The organism is Psychrobacillus sp. NPDC096389 (genome assembly GCF_044762855.1).
Classification (GTDB): domain Bacteria; phylum Bacillota; class Bacilli; order Bacillales_A; family Planococcaceae; genus Psychrobacillus.
The window spans coordinates 316,326-342,320 of sequence record NZ_JBIWFB010000003.1 but is presented as its reverse complement, the minus strand read 5'-3'; the positions used below and the strand labels follow the sequence as shown (position 1 = coordinate 342,320).

Annotated in this window: 23 protein-coding genes; 20 read left to right on the top strand and 3 right to left on the bottom strand. The window is 37.4% G+C overall.

The features are described from left to right. The first annotated feature begins 119 nt into the window (after positions 1–119). The 6 genes from ACIQ38_RS11060 to ACIQ38_RS11035 all read left to right on the top strand — a co-directional run bounded on the left by ACIQ38_RS11060 (position 120) and on the right by ACIQ38_RS11035 (position 6,501). Entirely contained in the window at positions 120–1,058 is a 939-nt protein-coding gene (locus ACIQ38_RS11060) for a YncE family protein (RefSeq protein ID WP_402822344.1), read from the top strand. After that, positions 1,055–1,729, top strand: a complete 675-nt coding sequence (locus tag ACIQ38_RS11055; RefSeq protein WP_402822341.1) for a response regulator transcription factor — start codon at positions 1,055–1,057, stop codon at positions 1,727–1,729. The genes ACIQ38_RS11060 and ACIQ38_RS11055 overlap by 4 nt, the downstream gene beginning before the upstream one ends. Then, on the top strand, positions 1,726–3,120 hold the full coding sequence (locus ACIQ38_RS11050; protein ID WP_402822338.1) for a sensor histidine kinase: 1,395 nt from the start codon (positions 1,726–1,728) through the stop codon (positions 3,118–3,120). Before ACIQ38_RS11055 ends, ACIQ38_RS11050 begins: the two co-directional genes overlap by 4 nt. Then, positions 3,117–3,572, top strand: a complete 456-nt coding sequence (locus ACIQ38_RS11045) for a FixH family protein (protein ID WP_402822335.1) — start codon at positions 3,117–3,119, stop codon at positions 3,570–3,572. The genes ACIQ38_RS11050 and ACIQ38_RS11045 overlap by 4 nt, the downstream gene beginning before the upstream one ends. Positions 3,573–3,673: 101 nt before the next feature. Continuing rightward, a complete protein-coding gene (locus tag ACIQ38_RS11040) occupies positions 3,674–4,243 on the top strand; it encodes a TetR/AcrR family transcriptional regulator (RefSeq protein WP_402822332.1) in 570 nt (189 codons plus the stop codon). Positions 4,244–4,311: 68 nt separating this feature from the next. Continuing rightward, on the top strand, positions 4,312–6,501 hold the full coding sequence (locus ACIQ38_RS11035) for a YhgE/Pip family protein (RefSeq protein ID WP_402822330.1): 2,190 nt from the start codon (positions 4,312–4,314) through the stop codon (positions 6,499–6,501). Between the two features lie 159 nt (positions 6,502–6,660). Here ACIQ38_RS11035 and yhfH read toward each other — a convergent pair whose 3' ends face one another. Further along, positions 6,661–6,786, bottom strand: a complete 126-nt coding sequence (yhfH, locus tag ACIQ38_RS11030) for a protein YhfH (RefSeq protein ID WP_402822327.1) — start codon at positions 6,784–6,786, stop codon at positions 6,661–6,663. A gap of 122 nt (positions 6,787–6,908) precedes the next feature. Here yhfH and lplA point away from each other — a divergent pair, with 122 nt between their 5' ends. The 8 genes from lplA to ACIQ38_RS10990 all read left to right on the top strand — a co-directional run bounded on the left by lplA (position 6,909) and on the right by ACIQ38_RS10990 (position 17,701). Next, complete coding sequence (lplA, locus tag ACIQ38_RS11025) at positions 6,909–7,901, top strand: lipoate--protein ligase (RefSeq protein WP_402822324.1); 993 nt, start codon at positions 6,909–6,911, stop codon at positions 7,899–7,901. A gap of 198 nt (positions 7,902–8,099) precedes the next feature. After that, on the top strand, positions 8,100–8,801 hold the full coding sequence (locus ACIQ38_RS11020) for a winged helix-turn-helix domain-containing protein (RefSeq protein WP_402822558.1): 702 nt from the start codon (positions 8,100–8,102) through the stop codon (positions 8,799–8,801). A gap of 1 nt (position 8,802) precedes the next feature. Then, entirely contained in the window at positions 8,803–9,849 is a 1,047-nt protein-coding gene (locus ACIQ38_RS11015) for a sensor histidine kinase (protein WP_402822321.1), read from the top strand. Further along, the gene (locus ACIQ38_RS11010; RefSeq protein ID WP_402822319.1) at positions 9,809–10,585 is read left to right on the top strand and encodes an ABC transporter ATP-binding protein; all 777 of its coding nucleotides are present in this window, start codon (positions 9,809–9,811) and stop codon (positions 10,583–10,585) included. The genes ACIQ38_RS11015 and ACIQ38_RS11010 overlap by 41 nt, the downstream gene beginning before the upstream one ends. Next, positions 10,557–12,491 carry an FtsX-like permease family protein gene (locus ACIQ38_RS11005; protein ID WP_402822316.1) on the top strand — a complete coding sequence of 645 codons (1,935 nt, stop codon included), beginning with the start codon at positions 10,557–10,559 and terminating at the stop codon, positions 12,489–12,491. The genes ACIQ38_RS11010 and ACIQ38_RS11005 overlap by 29 nt, the downstream gene beginning before the upstream one ends. A gap of 117 nt (positions 12,492–12,608) precedes the next feature. After that, a complete protein-coding gene (locus ACIQ38_RS11000; RefSeq protein ID WP_402822314.1) occupies positions 12,609–14,159 on the top strand; it encodes a fatty acid--CoA ligase family protein in 1,551 nt (516 codons plus the stop codon). Positions 14,160–14,838: 679 nt separating this feature from the next. Further along, positions 14,839–15,495, top strand: coding sequence for a Type 1 glutamine amidotransferase-like domain-containing protein (locus ACIQ38_RS10995; RefSeq protein ID WP_402822311.1), 657 nt, complete (start codon positions 14,839–14,841; stop codon positions 15,493–15,495). Between the two features lie 229 nt (positions 15,496–15,724). Next, positions 15,725–17,701, top strand: a complete 1,977-nt coding sequence (locus ACIQ38_RS10990; RefSeq protein WP_402822309.1) for a S9 family peptidase — start codon at positions 15,725–15,727, stop codon at positions 17,699–17,701. Positions 17,702–17,744: 43 nt separating this feature from the next. Here the strand turns inward: ACIQ38_RS10990 and ACIQ38_RS10985 are convergent, their stop codons facing one another. Continuing rightward, a complete protein-coding gene (locus ACIQ38_RS10985) occupies positions 17,745–19,100 on the bottom strand; it encodes an amino acid permease (protein ID WP_402822306.1) in 1,356 nt (451 codons plus the stop codon). Positions 19,101–19,229: 129 nt separating this feature from the next. Between ACIQ38_RS10985 and ACIQ38_RS10980 the strand changes: the two genes are divergently transcribed. From ACIQ38_RS10980 to ACIQ38_RS10960, 5 genes are all read left to right on the top strand, one after another. Continuing rightward, positions 19,230–19,763, top strand: coding sequence for a GNAT family N-acetyltransferase (locus ACIQ38_RS10980; protein WP_402822303.1), 534 nt, complete (start codon positions 19,230–19,232; stop codon positions 19,761–19,763). Further along, entirely contained in the window at positions 19,760–20,488 is a 729-nt protein-coding gene (locus ACIQ38_RS10975; RefSeq protein ID WP_402822300.1) for an ABC transporter ATP-binding protein, read from the top strand. The genes ACIQ38_RS10980 and ACIQ38_RS10975 overlap by 4 nt, the downstream gene beginning before the upstream one ends. Beyond that, on the top strand, positions 20,485–21,240 hold the full coding sequence (locus ACIQ38_RS10970; RefSeq protein WP_402822297.1) for an ABC transporter permease: 756 nt from the start codon (positions 20,485–20,487) through the stop codon (positions 21,238–21,240). Before ACIQ38_RS10975 ends, ACIQ38_RS10970 begins: the two co-directional genes overlap by 4 nt. 309 nt (positions 21,241–21,549) lie before the next feature. After that, entirely contained in the window at positions 21,550–21,681 is a 132-nt protein-coding gene (locus ACIQ38_RS10965) for a hypothetical protein (protein ID WP_402822294.1), read from the top strand. Between the two features lie 162 nt (positions 21,682–21,843). Further along, complete coding sequence (locus ACIQ38_RS10960) at positions 21,844–22,077, top strand: hypothetical protein (protein WP_402822291.1); 234 nt, start codon at positions 21,844–21,846, stop codon at positions 22,075–22,077. 46 nt (positions 22,078–22,123) lie between these two features. Here ACIQ38_RS10960 and ACIQ38_RS10955 read toward each other — a convergent pair whose 3' ends face one another. Then, positions 22,124–23,125 carry a S66 family peptidase gene (locus ACIQ38_RS10955; protein ID WP_402822289.1) on the bottom strand — a complete coding sequence of 334 codons (1,002 nt, stop codon included), beginning with the start codon at positions 23,123–23,125 and terminating at the stop codon, positions 22,124–22,126. A 263-nt stretch (positions 23,126–23,388) separates the two neighbouring features. On the opposite strand from ACIQ38_RS10955, the gene ACIQ38_RS10950 reads away from it, so the two are divergent. Then, on the top strand, positions 23,389–25,233 hold the full coding sequence (locus tag ACIQ38_RS10950; protein ID WP_402822287.1) for an SLC13 family permease: 1,845 nt from the start codon (positions 23,389–23,391) through the stop codon (positions 25,231–25,233). Positions 25,234–25,995 lie beyond the last annotated feature (762 nt).

The window sequence follows — 25,995 nt, the reverse complement described above, 5'->3', positions numbered from 1 at the left end:
TGAGCATTTAGTTGTAAAAGCATATTTTATCCACATTAACCGAATATTTTTTAATACTTTAACGGAATTTCAAACTTTTTTCACACGTATTCGTTAAAATAGCTGTAGGGGGTGAGGACTTGAAAAGGCTAAGTATATTGTTCGTTTTATTTTTGCTTGGTGCGTGTGCAAAACCCTCACTACCATCCATTGATCCATCGATTGATTTTGTTGCGAGTTTAAATACAGCCGACGGAACGATCGATTTCATTTCAGCGCAGCAAAAAGTGATGGAAAGTTGGCAACTGGATGCTTCGTATACAGGGTTTACATTGGTAACAGACGACATTCTATTACTGTATGGATTTACCTTGAAGAAAGCAGTTCTAATCCAGTTATCTACTGGTAAGCAGCTGGCAACATTGGATGTAAAAGAAGGAACAACCTTTGCTTACGCATATGAAGAAAATATTTATATAACAAATGGAATAGAAAATACGGTCACTCTTTTTAATAAAAAAGGGGAAGCCTTAAAAGAAGCAGCAACTGGGAATTATCCGATGTCGATGATTGCACATGACGGTAATCTATACGTAGTCAACTTCAAAGATGAAATTCTTTCTATATTTTCATTAGATTTAAAGGAAAAAACTACATGGGATATCCCGAATTCTTCACATGGACTATTCGTAAATGGAAATGAACTATGGCTTGGTGGTCATGGGGCTGGCAGCAGTCCTAATCGGGTTATTAACAGATATAATATAGCGACTGGAGAGTTACTAGGTGAAATCGAAACACCGATGATGCCAGTGAATATGACGAAAGCTGCAAATGGGCATGTTTTTGCAGTCAGTCATGGAAGTAGCACTGTTTATGAAATTTCAGAAACGGGTGAGGTGCTAGCTTCACTCAAAGCAGGAGCGAATCCTTTTGCAATCGCAACATACGGAGATAATATCGTATTAGCAGGTTATGAGGATCATCAAATATACTTTATACAATCGGGAAAAGTAATAAATAAGGTACAAGTAGGAAAAGGACCATTTCAGCTAGTTGTAAGGGAGGCGAGCAAATGACGACCATATTAGTAGTGGATGATGAACAGGATATGCGTGGATTAATTGAATTGCATTTGCAAAAAGCTGGTTTTGATGTGTTACACGCTGAAGATGGAAAAGAAGCGCTGAAAATGGTTCATTCATTTTCCATCGACTTAATACTGCTAGATGTCATGATGCCTGGGAAAAGCGGATTTGAAGTTTGCCAGGATTTAAGGGAATTTACATTAGTACCGATTATATTTCTCACCGCCTTAGATGCAAAAACAGATTTAGTGAAAGGACTTGCGCTTGGTGGGGATGATTACGTCATTAAGCCATTTACCGCAATCGAACTAATAGCGAGAATAGATGCTATATTAAGAAGAACTGGAAAAGTATCCGAAGACAATAAGCTTATAAAAGGGATTATAGTAAATGACCCGTCTGCCAGATTAATATTACGAAACGATCAAAAAATTAACCTTACGCTCAAAGAATATGAACTGCTCCTTTTATTTATGGAAAATGAAGGGAGAGCATTTTCTAGAGAACAGCTACTGGAAAAGCTATGGGGCTTGGATTATGAAGGTGGAACACGAACGGTAGATACACATATTAAAACGCTTCGGTTAAAGCTTGGTATCGTTGCGGGAAAATATATTGAAACGGTTTGGGGAATTGGTTATCGTTTTGAGGTAAAAGAATGAAAAAGCTTTCGTTTAAAATATGGATGTTGCTCCTCGTTTTTATTACAACGACGATTGTGTTTTTAGTCATCTTTACGAATTTTTTGTATGAGGAACTTTACGTTCAACATACTGAAATGTCTATGAAGGAAGTGGCGGAAAACTTACAGCGTACATATGATGGCGGTGTCGTGACGAATGATTTTATTAAACAAACAGAAGATTATAATCGTTTTTCAGATGTGGAAGTATTTACGGTACGAAACCCCAGAGAGCTGAGTGCATGTCTTCCTTTTGATATTGATTATGACACGTTGATAGGGGCAGAAGAACGGGCGGAGTTGTTAGACGGAAATGCAATCACAAAACGTGGTTACGAAAAGCGATTTGATCGGGATGTAGCATCGGTTATTTATCCGCTCGTTGATGAGAATAGATTAGAAGGTATTATTTATGTATACGTACCTTTAACAAAAATTACCGAAATGGCTTCGAGTGATGTACTTTTTTTACTGGCAATTGTTTCTCTTTTATTAATTTGCTTGGCATATATTAGCTTGAAAAGTTTGCAAAGAGTGTTAAAACCATTAGCAGTACTAAACGAAGCAGCGCTGGACATGGCTGCAGGAAAGTATGATACACGAGTTGCAGTGGAGTCTCAAGATGAAGTGGGAGAGCTGGGGAAAAGTTTTAACCATATGGCAATGTCCATTCAACAAGAAGATGACAAAAAGCGAGACTTTCTTTCAATTGTATCTCATGAACTTCGCACGCCGATAAGTTATATAAAAGGGTATGGGGAGGCATTTGAACAAAACCTTATACCAGAAGAGAAAAAGGCTGAAATATACACACTTATCACACGAGAAGCAAATCGTATGCAGAAGCTCACGAATGATTTGTTAACCGTTGCAAGATCCGAGTCGTTAGTAGAGGTAGAAACAAGCCCACTCGTTTTAGCAGAAATAATTCGTGAAGCAGTGCAACTTGTAAAACCAATGGCCAACGAAAAAGAAATAACGTTTGCTAATTCGATAGATGAAGAGACAATTTTATGTGCAGACGAGCAAAAAACAAAGCAAATCCTTATTAACGTATTAGAAAATGCTATTAGATATTCACCTAACAATTCCGTCATAACAATTTCGAATAAAGCAACAAAAAAAGAAACGACTATTCAAATTGCAGATGAAGGTTGTGGAATCGAAACGGAGCATCTAGTGCATATCACCGAGCGTTTCTACCGAGTGAATAAGGCCAGAAGCCGGTCGGATGGCGGAACAGGATTAGGGTTATCTATTGCTGCACAATTAGTAGAAGTGCAAAATGGGAAACTTGCATTTGAAAGCGAAGTAGGAAAAGGAACTAACGTATATATTACATTACCAATTTGGGAGGATACATTTTCATGAAAAAAGGGATAGCGGCATTTTCAATAACGGCAATGATGTTAACTGGTTGTGGAGCAGAAGAGGAAAGTCATACAAATCATGAAGAAACGACTTTTCAAGAAATTGTTGTACAAATACAAACAGCTGAACAATTACCAGTAGGTGAAGAAGTTGTTCTATCTGCCAAAGTGTCTCAAGGGGAAGAAGCAGTTGACGATGCGGATAAAGTAGAATTCGAAGTATGGGAATCCGGTTTGCGTGATGAAGGAAAAATGATCGAAGGGACGTTAACAAAAGATGGTGTCTATGAAGCAAATCATACATTCGATCATGACGGGGTCTATTATATGTATGCCCATACGACTGCAAGAGGTTTACATACAATGCCAAAACAAAAATTAACAGTTGGCAGTCCTGATTTGAGTTCCGTATTACCAGACGAAAGTGATGACACAATGCATAAAGGTCACTAAAAAAATACTTGCAAAAAGAATACACTGGTAGTATTATAATGACTAGATGACCGAAATGGTTTTCTGGTCATTTTTCTTCAGAGAGAAAGGAGTGCTACTAAATGGATCGAAAAAAAGAAATTTTAGAAGCAGCAACAAGATCTTTTTCACTTTTTGGATATAAAGCCACAACGATGGAGCAAATAGCGAAAATCGCAAATGTAGGAAAAGGAACTATTTATACGTTTTTTGAAAACAAAGAAGTTCTCTTTCAAGAAATTGTGAGGGCAATGATTTGCGAGATGAAGCAGGAGGCGACGAGTGTAATTCGAGAAGGTGCTTCTTTTCAGGAAAATGCCCATGCTGCTTTGATGAAAATGTTAGAATTCCGAGAAACTCATCAACTATATGCAAAAATTGTGGATGAAGAAAAAGACTGGAGAACACCAGCAGTCAAACAAATGCTTCACCAAACGGAGGAAGCAATTGTCACATTCATTAAAGAAAAGATTGATAAGTATGTAGCCAAGGGAGAATTGAGACAAGTAAATAGTGAGCTTGTAGCATATTTATTATTTAAAGGCTATCTAGCCTTTATTAATGATTGGAATGTAACGCATGACGAATCATTATCCGAAGTAGAAATCGCAAACTTTTTTCAGGAAACAATTTTTCGGAGTCTCTTAGTTTGAGACTTATTTTTTTGATGATGAATGACCAGTTGGACAAAATGGTCAAATAGTTTTAGGAGGAAGATAGAATGATAAAAGCAGAATGGAAAGCGATATTGACGAATCGTAAACTGTTGATTCCTATTATCGCAGTATTATTTATTCCCGTTTTGTATGCAGGAATGTTTTTATGGGCTTTTTGGGATCCATATGCTGGTCTAAGTGATTTGCCTGTAGCAATCGTTAATTCAGACGAAGGTGCTGAAATGGATGGACTAGAGTTAGATCTTGGAGAAACCTTAAAAGATAAGCTGATCGATAGCGAGCAATTCAATTTTATATCTGTGTCGAAAAAAGAGGCACTACAAGGTTTAGAAGATCAGGATTATTATTTGCTCATCGAAATTCCAGAGAACTTTTCACAGCACGCAACAACCTTATTAGACGAACAGCCGGAAAAAATGGTTATTACGTATAAGGCAAATGAAGGATATAACTTCTTAGCCTCTCAAATTGGTGGAACTGCGATGGATCGAATTCGCGCAGAGGTCAATAAAGAAGTCACATCCACCTATGCAGAGCAGTTATTTGATTCGATTACTAAAATAGGTGATGGTTTTGCGCAAGCATCAGATGGTGCTGGTCAATTAAAAGACGGTGCCTCAGAATTAGATAATGGTGCTAGTGATTTGAAAGGCTATTTAGAACAACTGGCAAGCAGCTCAATCGAATTACGAGACGGTACTAATACAGTAGTAGATGGTATTCAAACAGCTGCAAAAGGATCTACTCAACTAAATGATGGAATAGCTAAACTTGCTGATGGGTCTACTCAGTTAGCAGATGGTGCAAACCAAACAGCAACAGGCGCAGGCTCATTAAAAACTGGTATAACAGATTATACGGCCGGAGTTGCAAAACTAAATGAAAGCTATCAATTACTTAGTGAAAAAGAAAAAGCTTTAGTCGCATCATTAGCACAGTTACAAAGCAGTTCTGCGACGGTAAATGATAGTACAAACCAATTATCGCAAGGGGCTTCTCAAGTAACTTCTGGTATTAAAGCGTTAGCGAATCAAATGGAACAAATCAGTGCAACACTTCCAGCAGAACAAGCGGCAGCACTAACAGAGACATTGAAACAATTAGAATCTGGAAGTTCGACTGTATCTGCGGGGTTAGAAAAACTTGCAAATGGAACAACTGCATTAGAGAGTGGAGCAGCTCAAGTGCATACTGGTGCTGAACAATTAAGTGCAGGATATACACAAGCTGCGCAAGGGGTTGCAAAACTAAATGAATCCTCGAGAGCACTAGTAGAAGGTTCTTCTAGTTTAGCAACAGGAACACATACATTAGCGGCAAAAATGAAAGAATTTAACACTGGTATTCAGCAAGCATATGCTGGTTCAACTAACTTGGTTAGCGGTCTAAATCAATTAGCAAACGGTTCAACCCAATTACAACAAGGAACTGGAACACTAGCAGAAAAATCTGGAGAACTTGCAGATGGATCTTCTAAGCTAGCAGATGGTACAAAAGCATTGGTCGATGGTACGGATACATTGCAATCTAGCTTGCAAGATGCAAGTAAAGAGGTTGGAGAAGTAAGTGCCAACGATGCAACATTCGATATGATCTCGTCACCCGTAGATGTAGAGACTGAAGCGGTCAATTCAGTACCGAACTATGGTACAGGTTTCACTCCTTATTTCTTGTCACTTGGTTTATTCGTCGGGGCATTACTAATTTCGATTGTATTCCCACTCGTACAACCAGCTATTAAGCCAACAAATGGGGCATCTTGGTTCACAAGTAAAGTAACAGTACTTGGAGTAGTAGGGATTATACAATCGTTAATCGCAGTAGCAATCGCATTATTTGCGCTTAAATTAGAAACACAAAACGTTGGGATGTTCATCCTAACTGCGATCATTACAAGCTTTACATTTTTAGCGATGATTCAATTATTTGTTTCTGTTCTAAGTGATTCTGGACGTTTCTTGGCTATTCTTGTGTTAATCCTTCAATTAACAACAAGTGCAGGAACATTCCCATTGGAATTAATTCCACAGCCATTACAAATTTTCAATAAATTATTGCCGATGACTTATTCTGTTCAAGCTTTCAAAGCAGCTATTTCTACAGGAAATATGAGTGCTCTATGGGCAAGTAACGGAGTTCTTATTGGATTTATGGTAGTATGTCTAGTATTAACATTTGGCTATTTCATGTTGTTGTTCAAAAAACGTCATTCCAATCAAACAGCAGAAGCATAATAAAAAGCGCTTATCTCAAAAAAGGAGATAAGCGCTTTTTGCTATTCAAAAATAAGCAATAAAAAAGAACGATAAGTGGTATAGCGCACATTATCCCTATATCACGTACAAAAAAAGCCAACTAGAAAGGGGAGGATCTAGTTGGCGTCTTGAATAATATTAAAGGTTATTGCATTTGTCACACTGATTTCCATAGCACTCATGTTGTTCTTCTATGGTCTCGCCACATGTAGCGCAATTCTTTTTAGGCAGATTACGGAAAAATTCAAGTACGTTTTCTAACATAGTTGTTCCACCTCCGTCTGTTATATAACTGTTTTTATTGAATTCATTGTAATATAACACAGAATCTTTTGTCAACATATTAATTCATTTTTTGTTAAAATAGGAGTAAAGGAGAGATCAACATGTATTTTATTGATAATAAAGGCATAACTGACCCACGTATTAACCTAGCAATTGAAGAGTACGCACTAAATACAATGGATGTGGAAAAAGATTCATTTCTTTTGTTTTACATAAATCAACCCTCTATCATCATTGGTAGAAACCAAAATACGATAGAAGAAATTAATACAGATTTTGTAGAAAAAAACGGGATTATCCCTGTCCGCAGACTTTCAGGTGGCGGCGCTGTGTACCATGATTTAGGAAATTTGAACTTTAGCTTTTTAACAAAAGATGATGGAGACAGCTTCCGCAATTTCAAAAAGTTTACACAGCCAGTTGTTGATGCATTGCAGAAAATGGGTGTCAACGCGGAACTATCAGGACGCAATGACATATTAGCAGAAGGCAAAAAAATCTCAGGAAATGCTCAGTTTTCAACTCGTGGAAGAATGTTTAGCCATGGTACATTAATGTTTGATACAGAAATAGATAAAGTTGTATCCGCATTAAAAGTAAGCAAAGAAAAAATTGAATCTAAAGGGATCAAATCAATACGAAGCCGTGTAACGAATATTGCTGATTTACTGGCAGAACCGATGACGATTGAACAATTCCGTGCTGAAATTCTTTCTTCTATTTTTGACGGATCCGACAATATTCAATATTGGGAGCTTACGGATGAAGATTGGAAAAACATTCATAAGCTGTCGGAAGAACGTTATCAACAATGGGATTGGAACTACGGTAAATCCCCTAAGTTCAATATGAAGCATTCACACCGTTTCCCAACAGGTGGTGTAGATGTTCGTTTAGAAGTAAATAAAGGTATCATTGAAGAAGTGAAAATTTATGGTGATTTCTTTGGCGTTGGGGATATCGAAGAAGTAGAAAATGTATTAACTGGAAAAGTGTATAGTAAACAAGCGATTGAAGAAGCACTGGAGTCAGTTGATGTACCGAAATACTTAGGTGGTATTTCAAAAGAAGAACTAGTACAACTTATTTATTAAATCGATCCAGTCGAAGTTCAGACTTCTACTGAAGCAAGTTAATTGCGTAAGCACAATTCAAAATCTGGACGCAATTATGCTTAGGCGTAATTGATCTTCAGTTTATGAAAATGGAAGGGTCTAACATACTTAACGTATGGAAGACTCTTTTTTGATATAATAAGGAAAGTACAATGTTCCTAGAGGAGGATTTAAGTGATGATACACCGTGTGTTAGTAGTAGAAGATGACCTGAAAATCGCATCGCTACTTGCAGATACCCTGAGGAAATACCATTATGAAGTACATACAATTGAAGATTTTGATCATATTGTCGAGGAGTTTACAGCGTTCGATCCCCATATTGTATTATTAGATGTGAATTTACCATCTTATGACGGTTACTATTGGTGCCGTCAACTCCGCCAGCTAACTACTTGCCCCATTATTTTTGTGTCGGCTAGATCAGGAGAAATGGACCAAGTATTCGCACTCGAAAATGGCGGAGATGATTTTATCACGAAGCCTTTTCATTACGAAATCGTCCTAGCTAAAATAAAAAGCCATTTAAGAAGAACATATGGGGAATATGCAGCTAAACAGGAAGAGCGAGTGGTGAAAGTAGGGAAATTGCAGCTCTATATGGAACGTATGGAATTACATACGTCCAAAGAAGAAATTCCACTTCAAAAGAAAGAATGTACCATTTTAGAATTATTACTGAAAAATTATCCTAAGCTAGTCACTAGAGAACAATTACTAGAAGAACTATGGGATGATCAATCATTTGTGGATGAGAATACCCTCAATGTAAATATGACGCGAGTACGGAAAAAAATGGCGGATTACGGTGTTTTATCAACAATTGAAACTGTTCGAGGAGCGGGATATCGTTTGAATCTAAGTCCGGAGGAAGCTTAATATGTTTCGGTTATTTATAAAGGAACATCTACTTTTTATCATTTTTCAGTTTTCCTTAGTACTATTTGTTATGCTGTTATACTGGCTAGATGGATTTCGAAATCTAGATACCGCTGTCTATTCCATTGTTATTAGTAGTATATTAACGCTTACTTTTTTAGGGACGTTATTTATGAAAAAATATACGTTTTATAAAAAAATTCTCTCAGTCCCAACCCAAATAGAAGTTGTTCTGCAACGAGCAGCACAATCCCCAGAAATTAGACAAGTAGAAATTTACTTACAACATATTTATCGTTTATATCAAAAAGAAGTACAGCTTTTATATGCAAGACAAAATAGACATTTACAATTTATGAATAGCTGGGTGCATCAAATGAAAACGCCTATTTCAGTTCTCGAATTGATGACGCAAAATAGTGAACAAATAGATTCGAAAAGTGTCGTGGAAGAAATGGATCGACTCAAGCGAGGACTTGAAGCAGTTTTAATGAATGCGCGATTAGATACTTTTGAAGAAGATATGCAAATCGAACGAATCGATTTAAAACAACTAGTAACCGAAGTCGTAACGGAAAATAAACGGCTATTCATCGGAAAGCATCTATTTCCTGTCATTTCGATGGAAGATGATTGTATGATTACTTCGGACAGAAAATGGATCCGTTACGTCATTGCCCAATTTGTAACGAATGCCGTTAAATACACTTTTGAGCAAAATAAAAAAGTGTATTTCGAAACGAATATCGAGGAGAAACAAATCATTTTCTCTGTTAGGGATGAAGGAATTGGTATCCCTGCGTCTGATATTAAAAGAGTGACAAAAGCATTTTTTACCGGAGAGAATGGAAGGAAAACTGGTGAGTCTACTGGTATGGGCTTATATTTGGCGCAGGAAATATGCAATCGTTTAGGGCATGAGATACGTGTTTCTTCAAAGGTAGGAGAAGGGACAACCGTATCGATCCAATTTGAAAAACAAGAAACTAGGAAGCAAGGTGGGCAAGATGACCATATTAATACTGGAGGAAGTAACGAAAGTATATGAAGGGAAAGTAGCACATCTAGCGATTAATCAACTTAGCTTTGAAGTGGAAAAAGGAGAGTTTATCGCTGTGATGGGCCCTTCTGGAAGTGGAAAAACGACATTGTTAAATATAATTTCGACGATCGATCGTCCAACTTCAGGAGAAATCACGATAAGCGGTTTAAAACCAGCAGAACTTCCCAAAAATGACTTATCACTTTTTAGAAGAAGAGAGCTTGGTTTTGTATTCCAAGACTTTAATCTACTTCCTGCACTAACGGTGGAAGAAAACATGGTATTACCACTTACGCTTGATGGTCAATCCTTAGAAGTGATGAAAGCCAAAGTCCAACAAATTGCAGAACATCTCCATTTAACCTCTATTTTAGAAAAAAGACCTTCCGAGATTTCCGGAGGGCAAGCTCAAAGAACTGCCATAGGCCGCGCGTTAATACATGAACCGAGCATTATATTAGCAGATGAGCCGACAGGAAACTTGGATTCCAAAGCAGCAAAAGATGTATTAGAAATTCTTACCCAAGTGAATAAAGTAAGTCAAACGACGATTATAATGGTAACCCATGATCCTATAGCAGCAAGCTATTGTGATCGAGTGTTATTTATAAAAGACGGGGAATACTTCAATGAGATTTATAAAGGTGACCTGAGACAAACATTTTTCCAACGGATATTAAATGTTTTGTCATTATTAGGTGGTGGCGGTGTAAATGACCTTTCAACAATTCGCTTATCATAACGTTATTCGTAATAGCCGAATATATGCTGCGTTTTTTATGGCTAGTATTTTTTCGGTTATGGTGTTCTTTATTTATTCCATGCTGATGTTTCACCCGAATATTGAAGATAAGTTTTTACGAGATGTTGCTTTTGGTGGAATGCTTGTTGCGCAAATTATTCTCATCATTTTTACTATGTTTTTTTTGTTTTATTCGATGAGTGCGTTTTTACAAGCTAGATTACATGAGTTTGGAGTTTTACTACATTTAGGAATGGAAAGGCAACAGTTAAATCGTTTAGTCTTTTTGGAAACGATGATTTTAGGGTTTATATCTATTACAATTGGCATTTTCTTTGGATTTTCATTTTCTAAATTTTTCTTTATGATTATTCGAGAATTATTTTTATTGGACAGCTTACCTTTGTACTTATCATGGAAGCCATTTGCTTTGACGATTGTTGTGTTTTTATCACAGTTTATCATCATATCGATCAGTAGTGTTGTATTCATCCGCAAGAAGGAGATTATCCAACTTATAAAAGGGGTTGGCAACCAAGGCGAAGTGGCTACGTACAAAAAGGGAAGTGCTTTATTGGGATTAGGCTTGCTATTTGTGGCGTATAGTCTCGTTATTTTTTCCGTTTTCCATATGAATATATTGGTGAGCTTACTTATTATTTTAATGGCTTTTATCGGCACGTACTTCTTTTACACGGATAGTATTTTATATATACTGGACATTATTCGAAGAAAGCAAAGTCTTTATTGGCATTCTTTTCGGCTTATCGCTTTTGCGGAAGTTTCGATTAAGATTAGGGAAAATGCGCGGATGTTTTTTGTTGTGACGATTGTGTCGACGATTGCGTTTTTATCTGTAGGTGTCGTTACTTCGTTTACTTCATTTACAGCGCAATATCGAGAATTAAACCCTGTCAGTATTTTCTACGCTAGTGATTGGGACAACCCTTTTGAAGAAGCACATATTATGAAATTATCGCAAGAACTGCAAAGTGAGGGCTTGTCTTATGAGCTTGTGAGATTCAATGTAAAAAAGCAAACCTCTTCTAGTTCGCATGAACCAGTTAATGTCATCAAGGAATCGGAAGTGAATAGTTTAGCTGTTGCTTTAAAAATTCCATTGATTGACTTGAAACAAGGAGAGGCTTTATTAGTCTCGGATAGCCAAGTAGATGTTGAAAATATTCGAAGTGGAAAAGAACAAACTGTGCTCGAGGAAAGTAGCATACCTATTCAAATAAAGGATAAGTATAAATACTCGATTTTCCCTTCATTCACCTTAAAAAATAGAACTTTTATTATTAGCGATGAAGATTTTTCTCTCCTGACAGAACCGCTCTCTGGTTTTGGGCTAGAAGAGTCTAAAATTACTTTTTTTGCCTTTCATGTACCAGAGTGGTTGCGTACAAAAGATGTTGGAACAGACTTAGATAAGATTATGACGGAGACGATGGGAATATCGGAAGTGAATCCTAATCCATTTTATTTTAATAATCCTGGATTGAATTTCTCCGTTATTCGCGCTACGTTTGCATTATTATTGTTTACTGGTTTGCTTGTAGCGGCAGTGCTCTTACTAGCAGCAGGAAGCTTTGTCTATTTTAAATTGTATACCGATTTGGAAAGAGATAAAAAGCAATTCGATGTCCTCCGAAGAATGGGGATTACCGAGCAAGAATTAGTGAAAATCGTAAATCGACAGTTAGTGCCACAATTCTTTTTGCCTTGGGGACTTGCAATGGTACATAGTACATTTTCATTTATTTTCCTACAAGCTTTTTGGGTGGATCTAGCAGCGGTTTCTATTGCAATGGAAATGTTAATCGTACTGATCGTATTTACTGTTATTCAAGTATCGTATTTCTACTTAATCCGGTGGAGATATATTGCACATATACAAGAGTAAAAGAAGATTGCAAAATGCAATCTTCTTTTGAGATTGAATAGTCGAAACTTTTTTTATATAATGAATATGGGGATTATGAATGAATATTCATTCAAATAAAAAATGGGAGATGGGAAAATGAGTTTAGCTTCACAAGTTCAACAAATTGCCTCCAAACATCCAGAAAAAATAGCGTATCACTTTATGGGAAAAGACACGACATATGCACAATTTGACGAATCAGTAGAGCGATTTGCGTATGGGCTTAAAGGGTTAGGAATTAAAAAAGGAGATCATGTAGGCTTTTTACTCGGCAATACCCCACATTTTTTAATTTCTTTATATGCTACTATGCGTTTAGGGGCAACTGCGGTACCAATTAATCCTATTTATACACCAGATGAAATTTCTTATATTGTGAAAAATAGTGATGCAAAAGCAATTATTGCGCTAGATGCGTTATTACCTTTAATAGAAAAGTGCGCGAATGTATTTACGACGGTGGAAAACTATATTATTTGTGAAACACAAGCGGATACGCCAGATAAGTTAGCTGGGCTTTCGGAAGATTTGAAAGTAAAAGTGAAATCGTTTTCATCTTTACTGGCAATTGCGGGGGAACGAGTAAAGCCAGTTGAAATTTCAGAGGATGATACGGCAGTTATTTTGTACACATCAGGTACTACGGGACAACCAAAAGGTGCCATGCTTACATATAATAATATATTTTCGAATGCTCGTGACGTTGCAGAATATTTAAGTATTAATACAGATGATCGTGTCATTGCAACGCTCCCTGTATTCCATGTCTTTGCTTTAACGGTTGTTGTAAATGCACCATTACTAATGGGAGCTACGATATTACTAGTTCCTAGATTCAGTCCGCAAGAGGTATTCTCTATTGCCAAAGAACAAAAAGCGACTGTTTTTGCAGGAGTGCCGACGATGTACAATTTCTTATATCAATTCCCTGAAGATAAAGTGGAAGATTTTAAATCCATTCGTTTAGCAATTTCGGGTGGCTCTTCATTGCCAGTTGCGTTATTGCATAATTTTGAGGACAAGTTCCATGTAAGAATATCAGAAGGATATGGCTTATCTGAAGCTTCACCAGTAACTTGCTTTAATCCAATTGATCGGGACCGTAAACCAGGCTCGATTGGCACAAATATTGTGAATGTAGAAAACAAAATAGTGAATGAATTAGGGGAAGAGGTTCCAATTGGAGAAGTTGGAGAACTGATTGTCCGAGGACCTAATGTGATGAAAGGCTATTATAAAATGCCAGAAGAAACCGACAGTGCGATTCGAGACGGTTGGTTATATACAGGCGATCTTGCTAGACAAGATGAAGAAGGTTATTTCTATATTGTCGATCGCAAGAAAGATATGATTATTGTAGGAGGATATAATGTATATCCACGGGAAGTAGAAGAAGTTCTCTTCGAACATCCAGGTATTGTAGAAGCGGCAGTAGTCGGAGTGCCAGACCCTACTTTTGGGGAAGAAGTATTAGCGTTTGTTGTGAAGAAAGAGGCTTCTTTAACCGAAGAACAATTGCAACAGTATTGTGCCGAAAAACTAGCAAAATATAAAGTTCCTAAACGAATTGAGTTTTTAGAAGAGTTACCAAAAAACACAACAGGAAAAATTTTACGCCGTTCGTTAAAAGGACAAACTGTTCAGTAAATGTAGTAGCCGCTTCTTGATGGAGTGGCTTTTTGTTTTTTGGAATAGAATAAACTAAATATATAAGGTGTTGTATAGGAAAGATGCGTCTTAGTCATTATTGTCTCACCCCAAGTAAAGGGCTATTGTAAGAATTAGTTGCTTTCACTGACAGTTTAGTTGCTCTTAGACCTGATATAGTTGCTTTTAGACTATAACTGGTTGCTTTCAATGGCAATTGGTTGCCCTAAGCCATTTATTGGATATTTACAATGTAAATTGCTAACTTATCAAGGTCCCGAATTAACAATAAATAGTTGAACGAGAGAATATAGACTGTAAATTCGACAATATTGGCTCCGAACACACTAAGGAAGTCTAACAGAAGCTGGCCTAGCGAGTTCAGTTGGCGTTAAGTGAAACTTTATAAAAAAGTTGATTATTAATAATAAAGAACGATAATTTATTATTGGATTTTTATGTTAATGCAACTATGAAGATTGTGAAGAAATGTATTTTAACTAATGTAGACTAGAAATAAAGCCGTACCGTTTTTAAAGAAATAGATAAAATTGTGTAACAATCTATTTTAATTGGCAGAGCAAATAAGGCATATATAGGGGAATATGTTGGTGACAAGAGAAAAGAATGAGTAACGCGGGAAGTTGATGTTATTTACACTTTGGTACGGAGGGAACTTATGAAAACACATTATTATTTAGGTTGGTTTAACAATTTTTTCCCAGAGAATCTGGGCATGGTGTTACAGGAGGATATAACTGATAGAAAATCGCTTGCTATGATTAGCTCGAATCCATCGTTTTATGAAGATGATGGTGCTACTGAACGTTCGTGGTTAGAACAGGCAGGCATTATGTTTGATGAATATCATTTGATTAATTATAGCGTACAGAAGGAAGATGCCCAAAACTTAATTCAAAATGCTTCAGTCATTTTCTTGTTAGGTGGAAATATTCTTAAACAAAATGAATTTCTAATGGAATATGAATTGTCGCATTCGATTAAAAATAGCGGAGCCGTTGTGATGGGAGCAAGCGCTGGTGCGATCAATATGTCCGCTAAATGGTTATGCTCGAAAAGCTTTGGCTATAAAGTTGAAATAAGCTCTGTTTACGAAGGAATCGGTCTTGACGATTTTTCTGTCCTTTCTCATTTTGATCTTGAAAATAATATTCCACTGGTTCAAGACGAATTGTCTCCCTTATCAGAAGAAATTAATATTTATGCGTCTAACAAAGACTGCGCTATACGTGTAAAAGGAGACAAAATCGACATTATAGGCAATGTATATTTAATTTCTCACTCAAAGATTCAAAAAATGGATGAGACGCTCTAGTGAATGGCTATAGCTTAAGTGAATTATTTTCTTTATGTAAATCGCTAGCCCGGTGGAAATGGAAATCATAGTCACTCCTAATTGAGCTCTCTACCACGCACACTCTTTTATAAAACTAGTTATTTGTTTATTCATGTTCCAGCTTTAAATTTTATCACAATGCAGGAAAAAGGTTTCGAGTGTCGAAATAAAATATGAAAGATGTATTTTGAAAGTGAGGAATAGAAAAATGACGACAAGAAAATTAGAGGCAAAGGATTTATTTAACTTGCATTCCGTTACAAACCCGGTTATTGCACCGAATGGAAAAGAAGCAGTATTTATTCGTACGGAAATGGATGAAAAAGAAAATACATATTATGCGTATTTATATCATGTAAACGTGGAAACAAAAGTGGTGACACAGTGGACACATAAAAAAGAACGAGTATCGTCACCGAAATGGTCTGCAGATGGAAAGCACATTGCATTCCTATCGAACCGGGAAGAGAACAATCAAGTATATGTCCTATCAACAAGTGGCGGAGAAGCAAAGAAATTAACAAAAGTAGAACAAGGCATTTCTAGCTTTCTTTGGTCACCGTGTGGTCAAAAAGTATGGTTTGTTGCTTCTTTAAAAGAGGGGAAAACATGGACTGACGAGCCAGAAAAAGAAGAAAATAAATTACCGGAAGCTTATATTGTAGATAAAATGAAATATCATGCTGATGGCGCTGGCTTGTTACCAAAAGATACATATAAGCATATTGGGTACATCGATACTGCTACTGAAGAAGTAACGCAGTTTACAGAAGGATCCTACAATTATAACTTACAAGCTATTTCACATGATGGAAAGAAGCTCGTGATGGGGGTCAACAGAGAGGAAAACCAAGACTTTTCATTCTGCCAACCGTTATTGTTAGTTGATATAGAATCAAAAGAAGAAACAATGATAGTGGAAGAAGGTGGCTACTACGGCGGAGCAACTTTTTCAAAAGATGACAAGTATATTGCATTTACTGGCAGCAATCGACAATATGAAAATGCAACACATACGGAAGTATATGTGTATGAAGTGAGTTCAGGAACTCGCCAAGTACTAACAGAAGGAATTGATGCACCTGTAGGAGATTATTCTGGTGGAGATTTGCAGCAAGGTGCTAATGCTCCAGATGTAGTATGGACGGAAGGCAATCACTTGTACTTTCAATTGTCTACAATGGGAGACGTTCGACTTTATTTTGCTTCATTAGATGGTGCAGTGTATCCCGCAACAGCGGAAAATGAACATGTGTATGGGTATGATATTGATGCGACAGGCATGTACACTCTTGCGACAATAAGTAACGCAATATTTCCCGGGGAATTATTTAAGCAAAATTTAGCGACTGGTGAAAGAGTGCAACTTACAAACTTTAATGAGTCATTATTAAATGAACTAGAGCTTTCTGAACCAGAAGCAATCGTTTTTAAAGGTGCTAAAGATTGGGATGTTCACGGCTGGCTAATGAAACCAGTAGGCTATGAGAAAGGGAAAAAGTATCCACTTATCGTAGAAATTCATGGTGGTCCGCATACGATGTATGCCAACACATTTTTCCATGAACTGCAATTGTTAGCTGCAAAAGGATATGGTGTATTGTATGTGAATCCGCGTGGTAGTCATTCATATAGCCAACAATTCGTCGATGCAGTTCGTGGTGACTATGGAGGCGGAGATTATGAGGACATTATGGCAGGACTCGATTATGTACTTGCTGAAAATGACTGGATAGACGAAAAAAAACTTGGTGTAACTGGAGGTAGTTATGGAGGGTTTATGACAAACTGGATTGTTGGTCATACGAATCGATTTAAAGCAGCAGTTACTCAACGATCAATCTCAAACTGGATTAGCTTTTACGGAGTTTCTGATATTGGCTATTACTTTACGCCATGGCAAATTGGCACAGATATGAAGGATATAGAGAAACTTTGGGATGCTTCCCCATTGAAATATGCTTCGAATGTAGAAACGCCATTGCTTATTTTGCATAGTGAAAATGACTATCGTTGCCCGATTGAACAAGGACAACAATTGTATATAACACTAAAAGCTATGGGGAAAGAAACGAGTTTTGTCCGTTTCCCTCAAGCAGATCATAACCTTTCGAGGGTTGGATTGCCTAATTTGCGACAAACTAGATTGGAACAAATTACAAGTTGGTTTGAGAAATATATTTAATAGTGAAAAACCCCTTCATTTTTTTGAAGGGGTTTTTGATGAATCATCTCTTATGGAAGCCTTTTTTATAAAACATTACAACTAATCCTATAATCCAAATAGGTCCTACAATTAAAGCAATGCGAGTATCAGGAAAATAAGCCATGAGCCCAAGAACTAATAGCAAGAAAGCAATAGCTAAGTATGGCCCAACTGGATAGAATAATGCCTTGTACGATAACTTATTAACCTGTTCTTTGGAAAGGGTCTTGCGGAATTTTAACTGAGATAATAAAATAATTCCCCAAGTCCAGACAGCACCGAAAGTTGAAATACTGGTCACCCATATAAATACTTTTTCTGGAACGAGGTAATTCAACAAAACACCAACTAATAGTAAAACGGCAGAAAATACTATCGCTCTAGCGGGCACTCCTGCTCCGTTAATTTTTTTGAAGTTAGGAGAAGCTTGATTTTGTTCTGCTAAGTTAAATAACATACGACCTGTACTGAAAATACCGCTGTTGCAGCTAGAAAGTGCTGCTGTTAATACGACGAAGTTAATAATGCCAGCAGCTGGTCCAATGCCGATTTGTTCAAACATTAGAACGAACGGACTTCCATTTTGTCCAATTTCGTTCCAAGGATAAATGGACATGATAACGAAAAGAGCCCCAACATAAAAAATAAGAATACGCCAGAAAACAGTGTCGATTGCACGAGGAATAACGGTTTTTGGATTTTTTGCTTCACCCGCTGTTACACCAATCATTTCCACTCCTAAATATGCAAACATGACCATTTGTAAGGACATTAAAATTCCTGTAATCCCATTTGGTGCAAACCCGCCATTAGACCATAAGTTACTGATCCCAACAGCTATTCCACCATTGCCAATTCCAAAAATAATTACCCCAAATCCAACGAAAATCATTGCTAAAATGGCGATTATTTTAATAAGGGCAAACCAAAATTCGAATTCTCCATAAGCTTTCACAGCGATTAAGTTGACTATTGTCATCATAATAAGTGCTGCCAATGCCCAAACCCACGCTGGTGTATTAGGATACCACATTTGCATATAAACGCCCACAGCCGTAATTTCAGCCATGCAAGTAACAACCCATAAAAACCAATAGTTCCATCCGGTGATATAACCTGCAAGCGGTCCAAGGTAATTCTGTGCATATCTACTAAATGATCCGGAAACAGGATTATGTACAGCCATTTCTCCAAGTGAACGCATGATGATTAAAATAACGAGACCACCAATTATATATGAAAAAAGAATGGCAGGTCCGGCTAAACGAATAGCCGTTGCGGAGCCCAAAAATAATCCTACTCCAATTGCTGCCCCTAAAGACATGAGGGTGATATGCCGTTGTTCGAGTCCTCGTTGTAATTGCTGATTTCCACCCAAAGTTGTGTCACTCCTTTTTCAAATATTAATTTTGTTATATAACACTTTAACACAACGAAGAGCCCAATGGATACGGTCATATGTACGAAATTATGATAATATTATGTATACGCAAGTAGGACGGGGGTCATGAAATTGCAAGACATTACGATAAGACCGATAGTAGAAAATGAACTGGTTCGCCTTTGGGAATTAAGCGCAAAAGAAACATCACCAGAATGGAAAAAATGGGACGCTCCTTATTTTCCGTATGAGCCGAAAACTTTGGAGCAATTTCTAGAGAAAAAAGATCAATTGGTTAACCAAGAAGATATGTGGGGAATATATGCAGATAATGAATTAGTAGGATCGCTTTGTTACTACTGGGAGCATGAAGAATCACTTTGGTTAGAAATGGGTGTTGTCATTTATGATCCACAGTATTGGAGTGGCGGTATTGGAACGAAATCCCTTCGTATGTGGATTGCGCATTTATTCCAAGAATTACCGCTTGTCCGTGTTGGCTATACAACTTGGTCTGGTAATGAGCGAATGATCAAAGTTGGAGAGAAGTTAGGGATGACGATGGAAGCACGCCTTCGAAAATGTCGGTTCTATGATGGAGTTTATTATGATTCTATTCGAATGGGGTTGCTAAGAGAAGAGTGGGAAGAACAAGTATGACAGCTTTATTTGAAATAAAAGATTTAACGAAAAATTATTGGCAGGCAGAAAAACAAACGGATCGTACTTATTTATTTTCCGGTTTAACCACTACTATAGAAAGTTCGGAGCGAATCGCTTTACTTGGTCAATCTGGTCAAGGAAAAAGTACGCTTTTACGTATGCTTGCACTGCTAGATAATGCAGATAAGGGAGAAATCCGATTCAACGGGATTCAAGAACGGGATATGGATGCTCGTGATTGGCGTATAAAGATAACCTATGTGGCTCAGCAAGCAACTATGCTTCCTGGAACGATTGCGGATAACTTAAAAACAGTGAGTAAATTACATAATGCAAGATTTGATGACAAGCTTGCACGAAGGCTAATGCGGGACATTGGTCTTGAATCGTTAGACTGGGACAAAAAAGCAGCAAATCTATCTGGAGGAGAAGAACAGCGAGTAGCTTTAGTTCGTTCCCTATTATTGAAACCTTCTATTTTATTGCTAGATGAGGTGACTGCTTCACTTGATCAGCATAGTAAAGAAGTAGTCGAAAAAGTTCTGTTAAATTGGAACACAACATATAAAACGTCCATCCTCTGGGTGACGCATGATTTAGAACAAGCTAGAAGAATTAGCGAACGAATATGGTATATGGAAAAAGGAACATTAGCAGTTGATTGTGAAACAGAAATGTTTTTTGAAAATCTGAACTCTTTCCCTATTGAGGTGACATCATGAGTTTAGTAGCATTAAGTTTTACTTTACTCTTCATTGTCATTACAATGCTTCTTTCTGTCTGGCAAAAGCTTGATTTGGAAAAGGATATTGCAATTGGCACAGTGCGATCGGCAATTCAGTTACTTGCCGTAGGATATGTGTTGCAATTTATTTTTAAATCAGGGAATTCATTCCTCATTGGATTGATTATTTGCATCATGATTATTGTTGCGGCATTGAATGCAGCTAAACGGGCAAAAGGGATGAAAGGAATCGTTTGGAGAATTACTCTGTCGATTGCAACGATGGAAATAGTGATGATGGGACTTTTACTAAGTTTGCAAATAATCGAAGCAACCCCGCAGTATATGATCCCACTTAGTGGCATGACGATTGGGAATGCAATGGTTGCCTGTGGTTTGTTTTTGACGCAACTAAAAAGGGAAACTGAAAGCTCCAAAGGTGAAATTGAAACACTACTAGCATTAGGTGCAACGAGTCGACAGGCGGTTCAGGATGTGCTGAAACGATCCGTTAAATATAGTATGATTCCAACGATTGATGGGATGAAAACGGTAGGATTAGTTCAGCTTCCTGGAATGATGACTGGAATGATTGTCGCAGGAGCAGACCCGGTAGAAGCTGTTCGCTATCAAATATTGATCATCTTTGTGTTTGTTAGCTCCTCCGCAATTACGAGTATGCTGCTTAGTGTGCTTTGTTATAAAAATTTATTCACAAAAGATTTGCAGTTAAAGAAGTGGAGTGAATGAAATGGAATCAATACTTATTGAAGAAACACCCGCAAAAGTTACGGTTAAGTATGATCCGGCACCGCTCGATTTGCCGGAGAGTATTAAGGGACAGCATGATAAGTTTTGGGACGACGTATAGAAAATGTTTATAGTCTGTTTTTGCAACCGTCACTTCAAGCTCTTTTGGCCTATGATGAATTTGGGTGATTGTAAATACTTCACCGTTACGCACAATTCGTAACAAAGGCTGAGCATTTCCTTGTAAAGTCATATTCACTTGTGTAGCCGTTATTACGAGCGACAATTATATTGCTTTCGGCAGGATGAATGAACATACTTCGACACCAGTTTCTATTTGTATTGTTAGAAGAAGCACATGTATTAGATTTTATTGAAAACAATCATTCCTTAAAGGAAGATTATTTAGATCCCATTTTAATAAAGTATGTAGAAAAATAGATATTATAAGGTGATAAGAGAGTTACTATCCATCATTAAATATATCAAGGCTTTAGGAAGACTGCAATTTACTGGTGGGGGATTAGATGAGTCTGACTTAGATGGCTTTGAATTCAATTTTTAGTGAAAAGTATCGGGAAAGAATTAGAAGAGGAAATGGGCTTGTTTAACGAATCTCCTTATGTAAAATCATTTGCACCAAGGTTTTTGAAAAGTAAAGGAACCTATGATTTTTGGGCAGTAATGTTCGAACTCCAAGTAGACTTTACTTCGAATGAACTACAAATGATGTTCGACAAGCACAATCAGGGTCTAATAGATAAAGGCGAGCACCCAGAATTTGAAAAGTGCAAAATGCAGAGAGGATTAAGTTCCTCCCTGCATGTTTTTTGTTAATATTAGGTGCAAAAAATGCGCTGTATATCTACTTTTCTAGTAATACTCACTTTATCCACTGTTCCATAATTATTACTTCTTTATTTGTTGCGTCCATCTTAACGGTTCTGCCAATAGGCATCGTAAGCATTGGATGTGTATGGCAACAGTCAAAATCTGCTAGGATCGGAATGGTTGTTTGACCAATTGTTTCCACTAGAATATCATGCGGTTTTCTTCCAGTTCCTTGATCATCAAATAGTTCATGTTTTCCTAATATAATTCCCGAAACACGATCGAATACTCCATTCAATTTCAAAAGGTTAAAATTCTTTTCTACAACAGAGGCGGTTTTCATCGTATCTTCAATTAATAGAATATCCCCTTCTTGAATCAAGGGCATATAAGGACTTCCCCAAATACCATACATCGCATTTAAATTGCCACCTATTAATCTACCTTGAGCATTACCTTCATTCACGGTAATCCAATTATTTGGTATCTGCTGCTTATTTTCTGTTTTGATTTCCCAATTGAGTGGCTCGTCAGTCCAATAAGGGGGAGTAGGAACTGTAAAAGGAACTTGTTGTTCTTCTATTAACATATCCTTGAAATATTCATATGTATAATGAACAAATGGCTCAAACTCGCCAAACGAAGGAACCAGAGCGGGACCATAGAATGTAGGTATTCCTGTTTGAGCATATATTCCTAACAAAATAGCGGTAGCATCCGAATAACCAATCATAATTTTAGGGTGCTTTTTAAAAGCTTCATAGTCAATATAAGGTAAAAGTGCATTAGAATTGGTTCCGCCAATTGTCGACATAATGCAACCGATGTCTGGATTTCTTATGAGTTCGTTTAATTCATCGGCGCGTTTTTGAATGGTTCCAGCTCGGTAATGGTCATGCTTGCCAGTAAGATTACCTTCCACAATTTCAAATCCTTTAGATTGTAAAAACCTCTTAGCTCTTTCGAAACGTTTTGGAGAAGAATACGTAATAGGTGAAGAGGGGGAGTAAATCCCGATTTTATCTCCTTGTTTTAATCGATTTAATAGGATCATAGTTTGGTTTCTCCTTATTAGTATTTGTATATGACTCGTCAGTTCATTATCTCATGTATTTCGAAATAGTGTGACTCTTTATAGGAAAAGTTTCCTTCATACATTTTTGTATGGAAAGTCCTTCTAGTTGTAAAAGGAAAATTTAGTGAAACATATGTGGCACATTGTGAAATATTTAACTAAAGAGAGAGTTAGGATGAAGTACTTGCTCCTCGCTTCTTATATAATAGAAGTAATATTTGATGGAAAGGGCGCATGTGATTATGCAGCTTATTATTACCTTTAGTATTTTAGCGATAAGCATCGTGTTATTTATAAGTAATCGAGTGCGAGCAGATTTGGTTGCTGTTTTGGCTTTATTGGCATTCGTTATTACAGGTATTTTAGATCCAGCTGAAGCGCTTGCTGGGTTTTCGAATTCGGTCGTAATCATGATTGCGGGGCTGTTTGTAGTAGGTGCAGGAATCGTGCGGACGGGACTTGCGCAGACGGCTGGGAATTTACTGCTTAAATGGTCTGGAAAAAGTGAAAACAGATTATTTATCTTATTACTCGTTATTACTGGTATAGTGGGAGCATTTATGAGTAACACAGGAACGGTTGCATTAATGCTTCCGATTGTTATTAGTATTGCGATCAGTATTAATAGTAGTCCGTCGAAGTATTTAATCCCGCTTTCGTATATCAGTAGTTTGTCTGGGCTTTTAACATTAATTGCAACGCCAGCCAATTTAATCGTTAGCCAAGTGCTAGTGGATAATGGCTATAAAAAGCTTGGTTTTTTTGAAATTACGCCAGTTGGGGTTATTGCTATTATTGTCGGTATTCTTTATTTTGTTATTGCTCGAAATGTTGTTTTACCAAACGCTAAAAATAAAAACTCCTTAAAAGATGGACATAAGCTCTCGCCGAAACAATTGGCAATCGACTATGAACTTGGTGGGCATTTACACCGATTAAAAGTTCCAGAAAATTCGCCGATGATTGGAAAGCAGCTGGCCGACTTAAAACTTCCTGCTAAGTATCATTTAGCTATTTTAAAAATAGATCGTAAATCGATTGAAGGCATCAATCTGTTGCCGATCACTTATCAGGAAATGGCTGGACCAACTAGTATCATTCATGCCAAAGATATTTTATTCGTGCAAGGGGCATTTAGTAGTATGAAGCAGCTTGCAGATGATTTTTTATTAGAAATAGCTGAAGAACAATCGGAAGCAGACGTACTCGTATCCAAACAGTTGGGGATTGCCGAAGTGCTGTTAACCCCACATTCTAGCTTGATAAATGAAACAGTTGGTAGCATTGGTTTTCGGGAAAAATATAATTTGAATATACTAGGTGTCAATCGTAAAGGGGATTATGTACTTAGTGAAATGGCAGATGTACGACTTCGTTTTGGAGATGCGCTTTTAGTGCAAGGAGCATGGGATGAAATAGAATTGCTATCTAAAGCGATGCAAGATGTAGTCGTTGTAGGACAGCCAAAAGAACATGCAAGTATTGCTGCAGCAAGCGGAAAAGCGCCGATTGCAGGAGCCATTATGCTGTTCATGATTATTCTCATGATTTCTGAAGTTTTTCCGGCCGTTATTTCTGTTTTAATTGGGGCAGTTTTGATGATTGTGACCGGGTGTTTGCGAAATATGGATGATGCATACGGAAAGATGAACTGGGAGAGTATTGTGTTAATAGCAGCCATGCTTCCAATGGCTACAGCTCTTGAGAAGACGGGCGGAATGGTCATTCTTTCAGAAGGGATTATTAACTTACTCGGAGGTTTCGGAGCAATGGGCGTACTTATAGGCATCTATTTTATTACAATGGTGTTCGGCCAATTTATAAGTAATACGGCTACAGCTGTTTTATTTGCACCGATTGCGATGAGCGCAGCAGTTAGTATGGGAGCAAATCCGTACACATTTTTAATAGCAATCGCAGTTTCGTCCAGTATGGCTTTTGCAACACCAGTCGCATCACCTACAAATGCATTAGTGATGACAGCGGGTGGATATAGGTTTTTTGATTTTATGAAAGCGGGGATTCCGCTACAAATTATTATGTTCGTCGTCATGATGATCGTGATTCCACTGTTCTTTCCTTTGTAATTTTAAGATGGGTTTCTCTCTTTGTAGAGAAACCTTTTTTTGTGGCTTAGGAAACTATAAAATTTTTGACATGTGGATACTTTTAAAAAAACATTAAATTTGGATTTATAGTTTTGAGCGTGGTATAGGGAAAGTGTGTCTTAGTGAGTTCAATTAGGAGACCGCTATACCGCCGCCGGACGAGTGACGAGCCACTACGTCGCTAACGCTCTTGCACGAAGGTTCTCAAACCTTCGTGCAAAATTCCAAAGAATGGCTAAGGGCACTCAAAAAGCTATTGAAAGCAACTAATTTTAGTACGAAAGCAACTAGAATTAGCATGAGAGCAACTAAAATGTCGATGAAAGCAACTAATTTGTTACAATAACAAGTTTACTAGGATTGAAACGACCAATATTTATACATATTATAGGAATAATATGTATAAAAGTCCACTAAACTTGTCTAACCGGCATCTGCACGACTATTTTTTGTATTCACAGTGTATATTGTCTCGTTCAATCACTTATTTTATTTGGGACATTGGTAAGTAAGCAATCTCCATTGGATTTTCGCAGCAGGGCGGCGACTCCGAAGGGATTAAGTGAGTAAGATGAGACTTCACAACGTACGCGCGTAGGCGCGGCGGTGAAGGCTCATCACTCACCCCACGGAAAGCGTCCGCCCTGCTGCGAAAATCCCTGCGGACACTGCATACAACTCACTACGACACATTATCCCAATTATGCGTTTCATTCCATTCGAAATTCTTTTTACTGAATC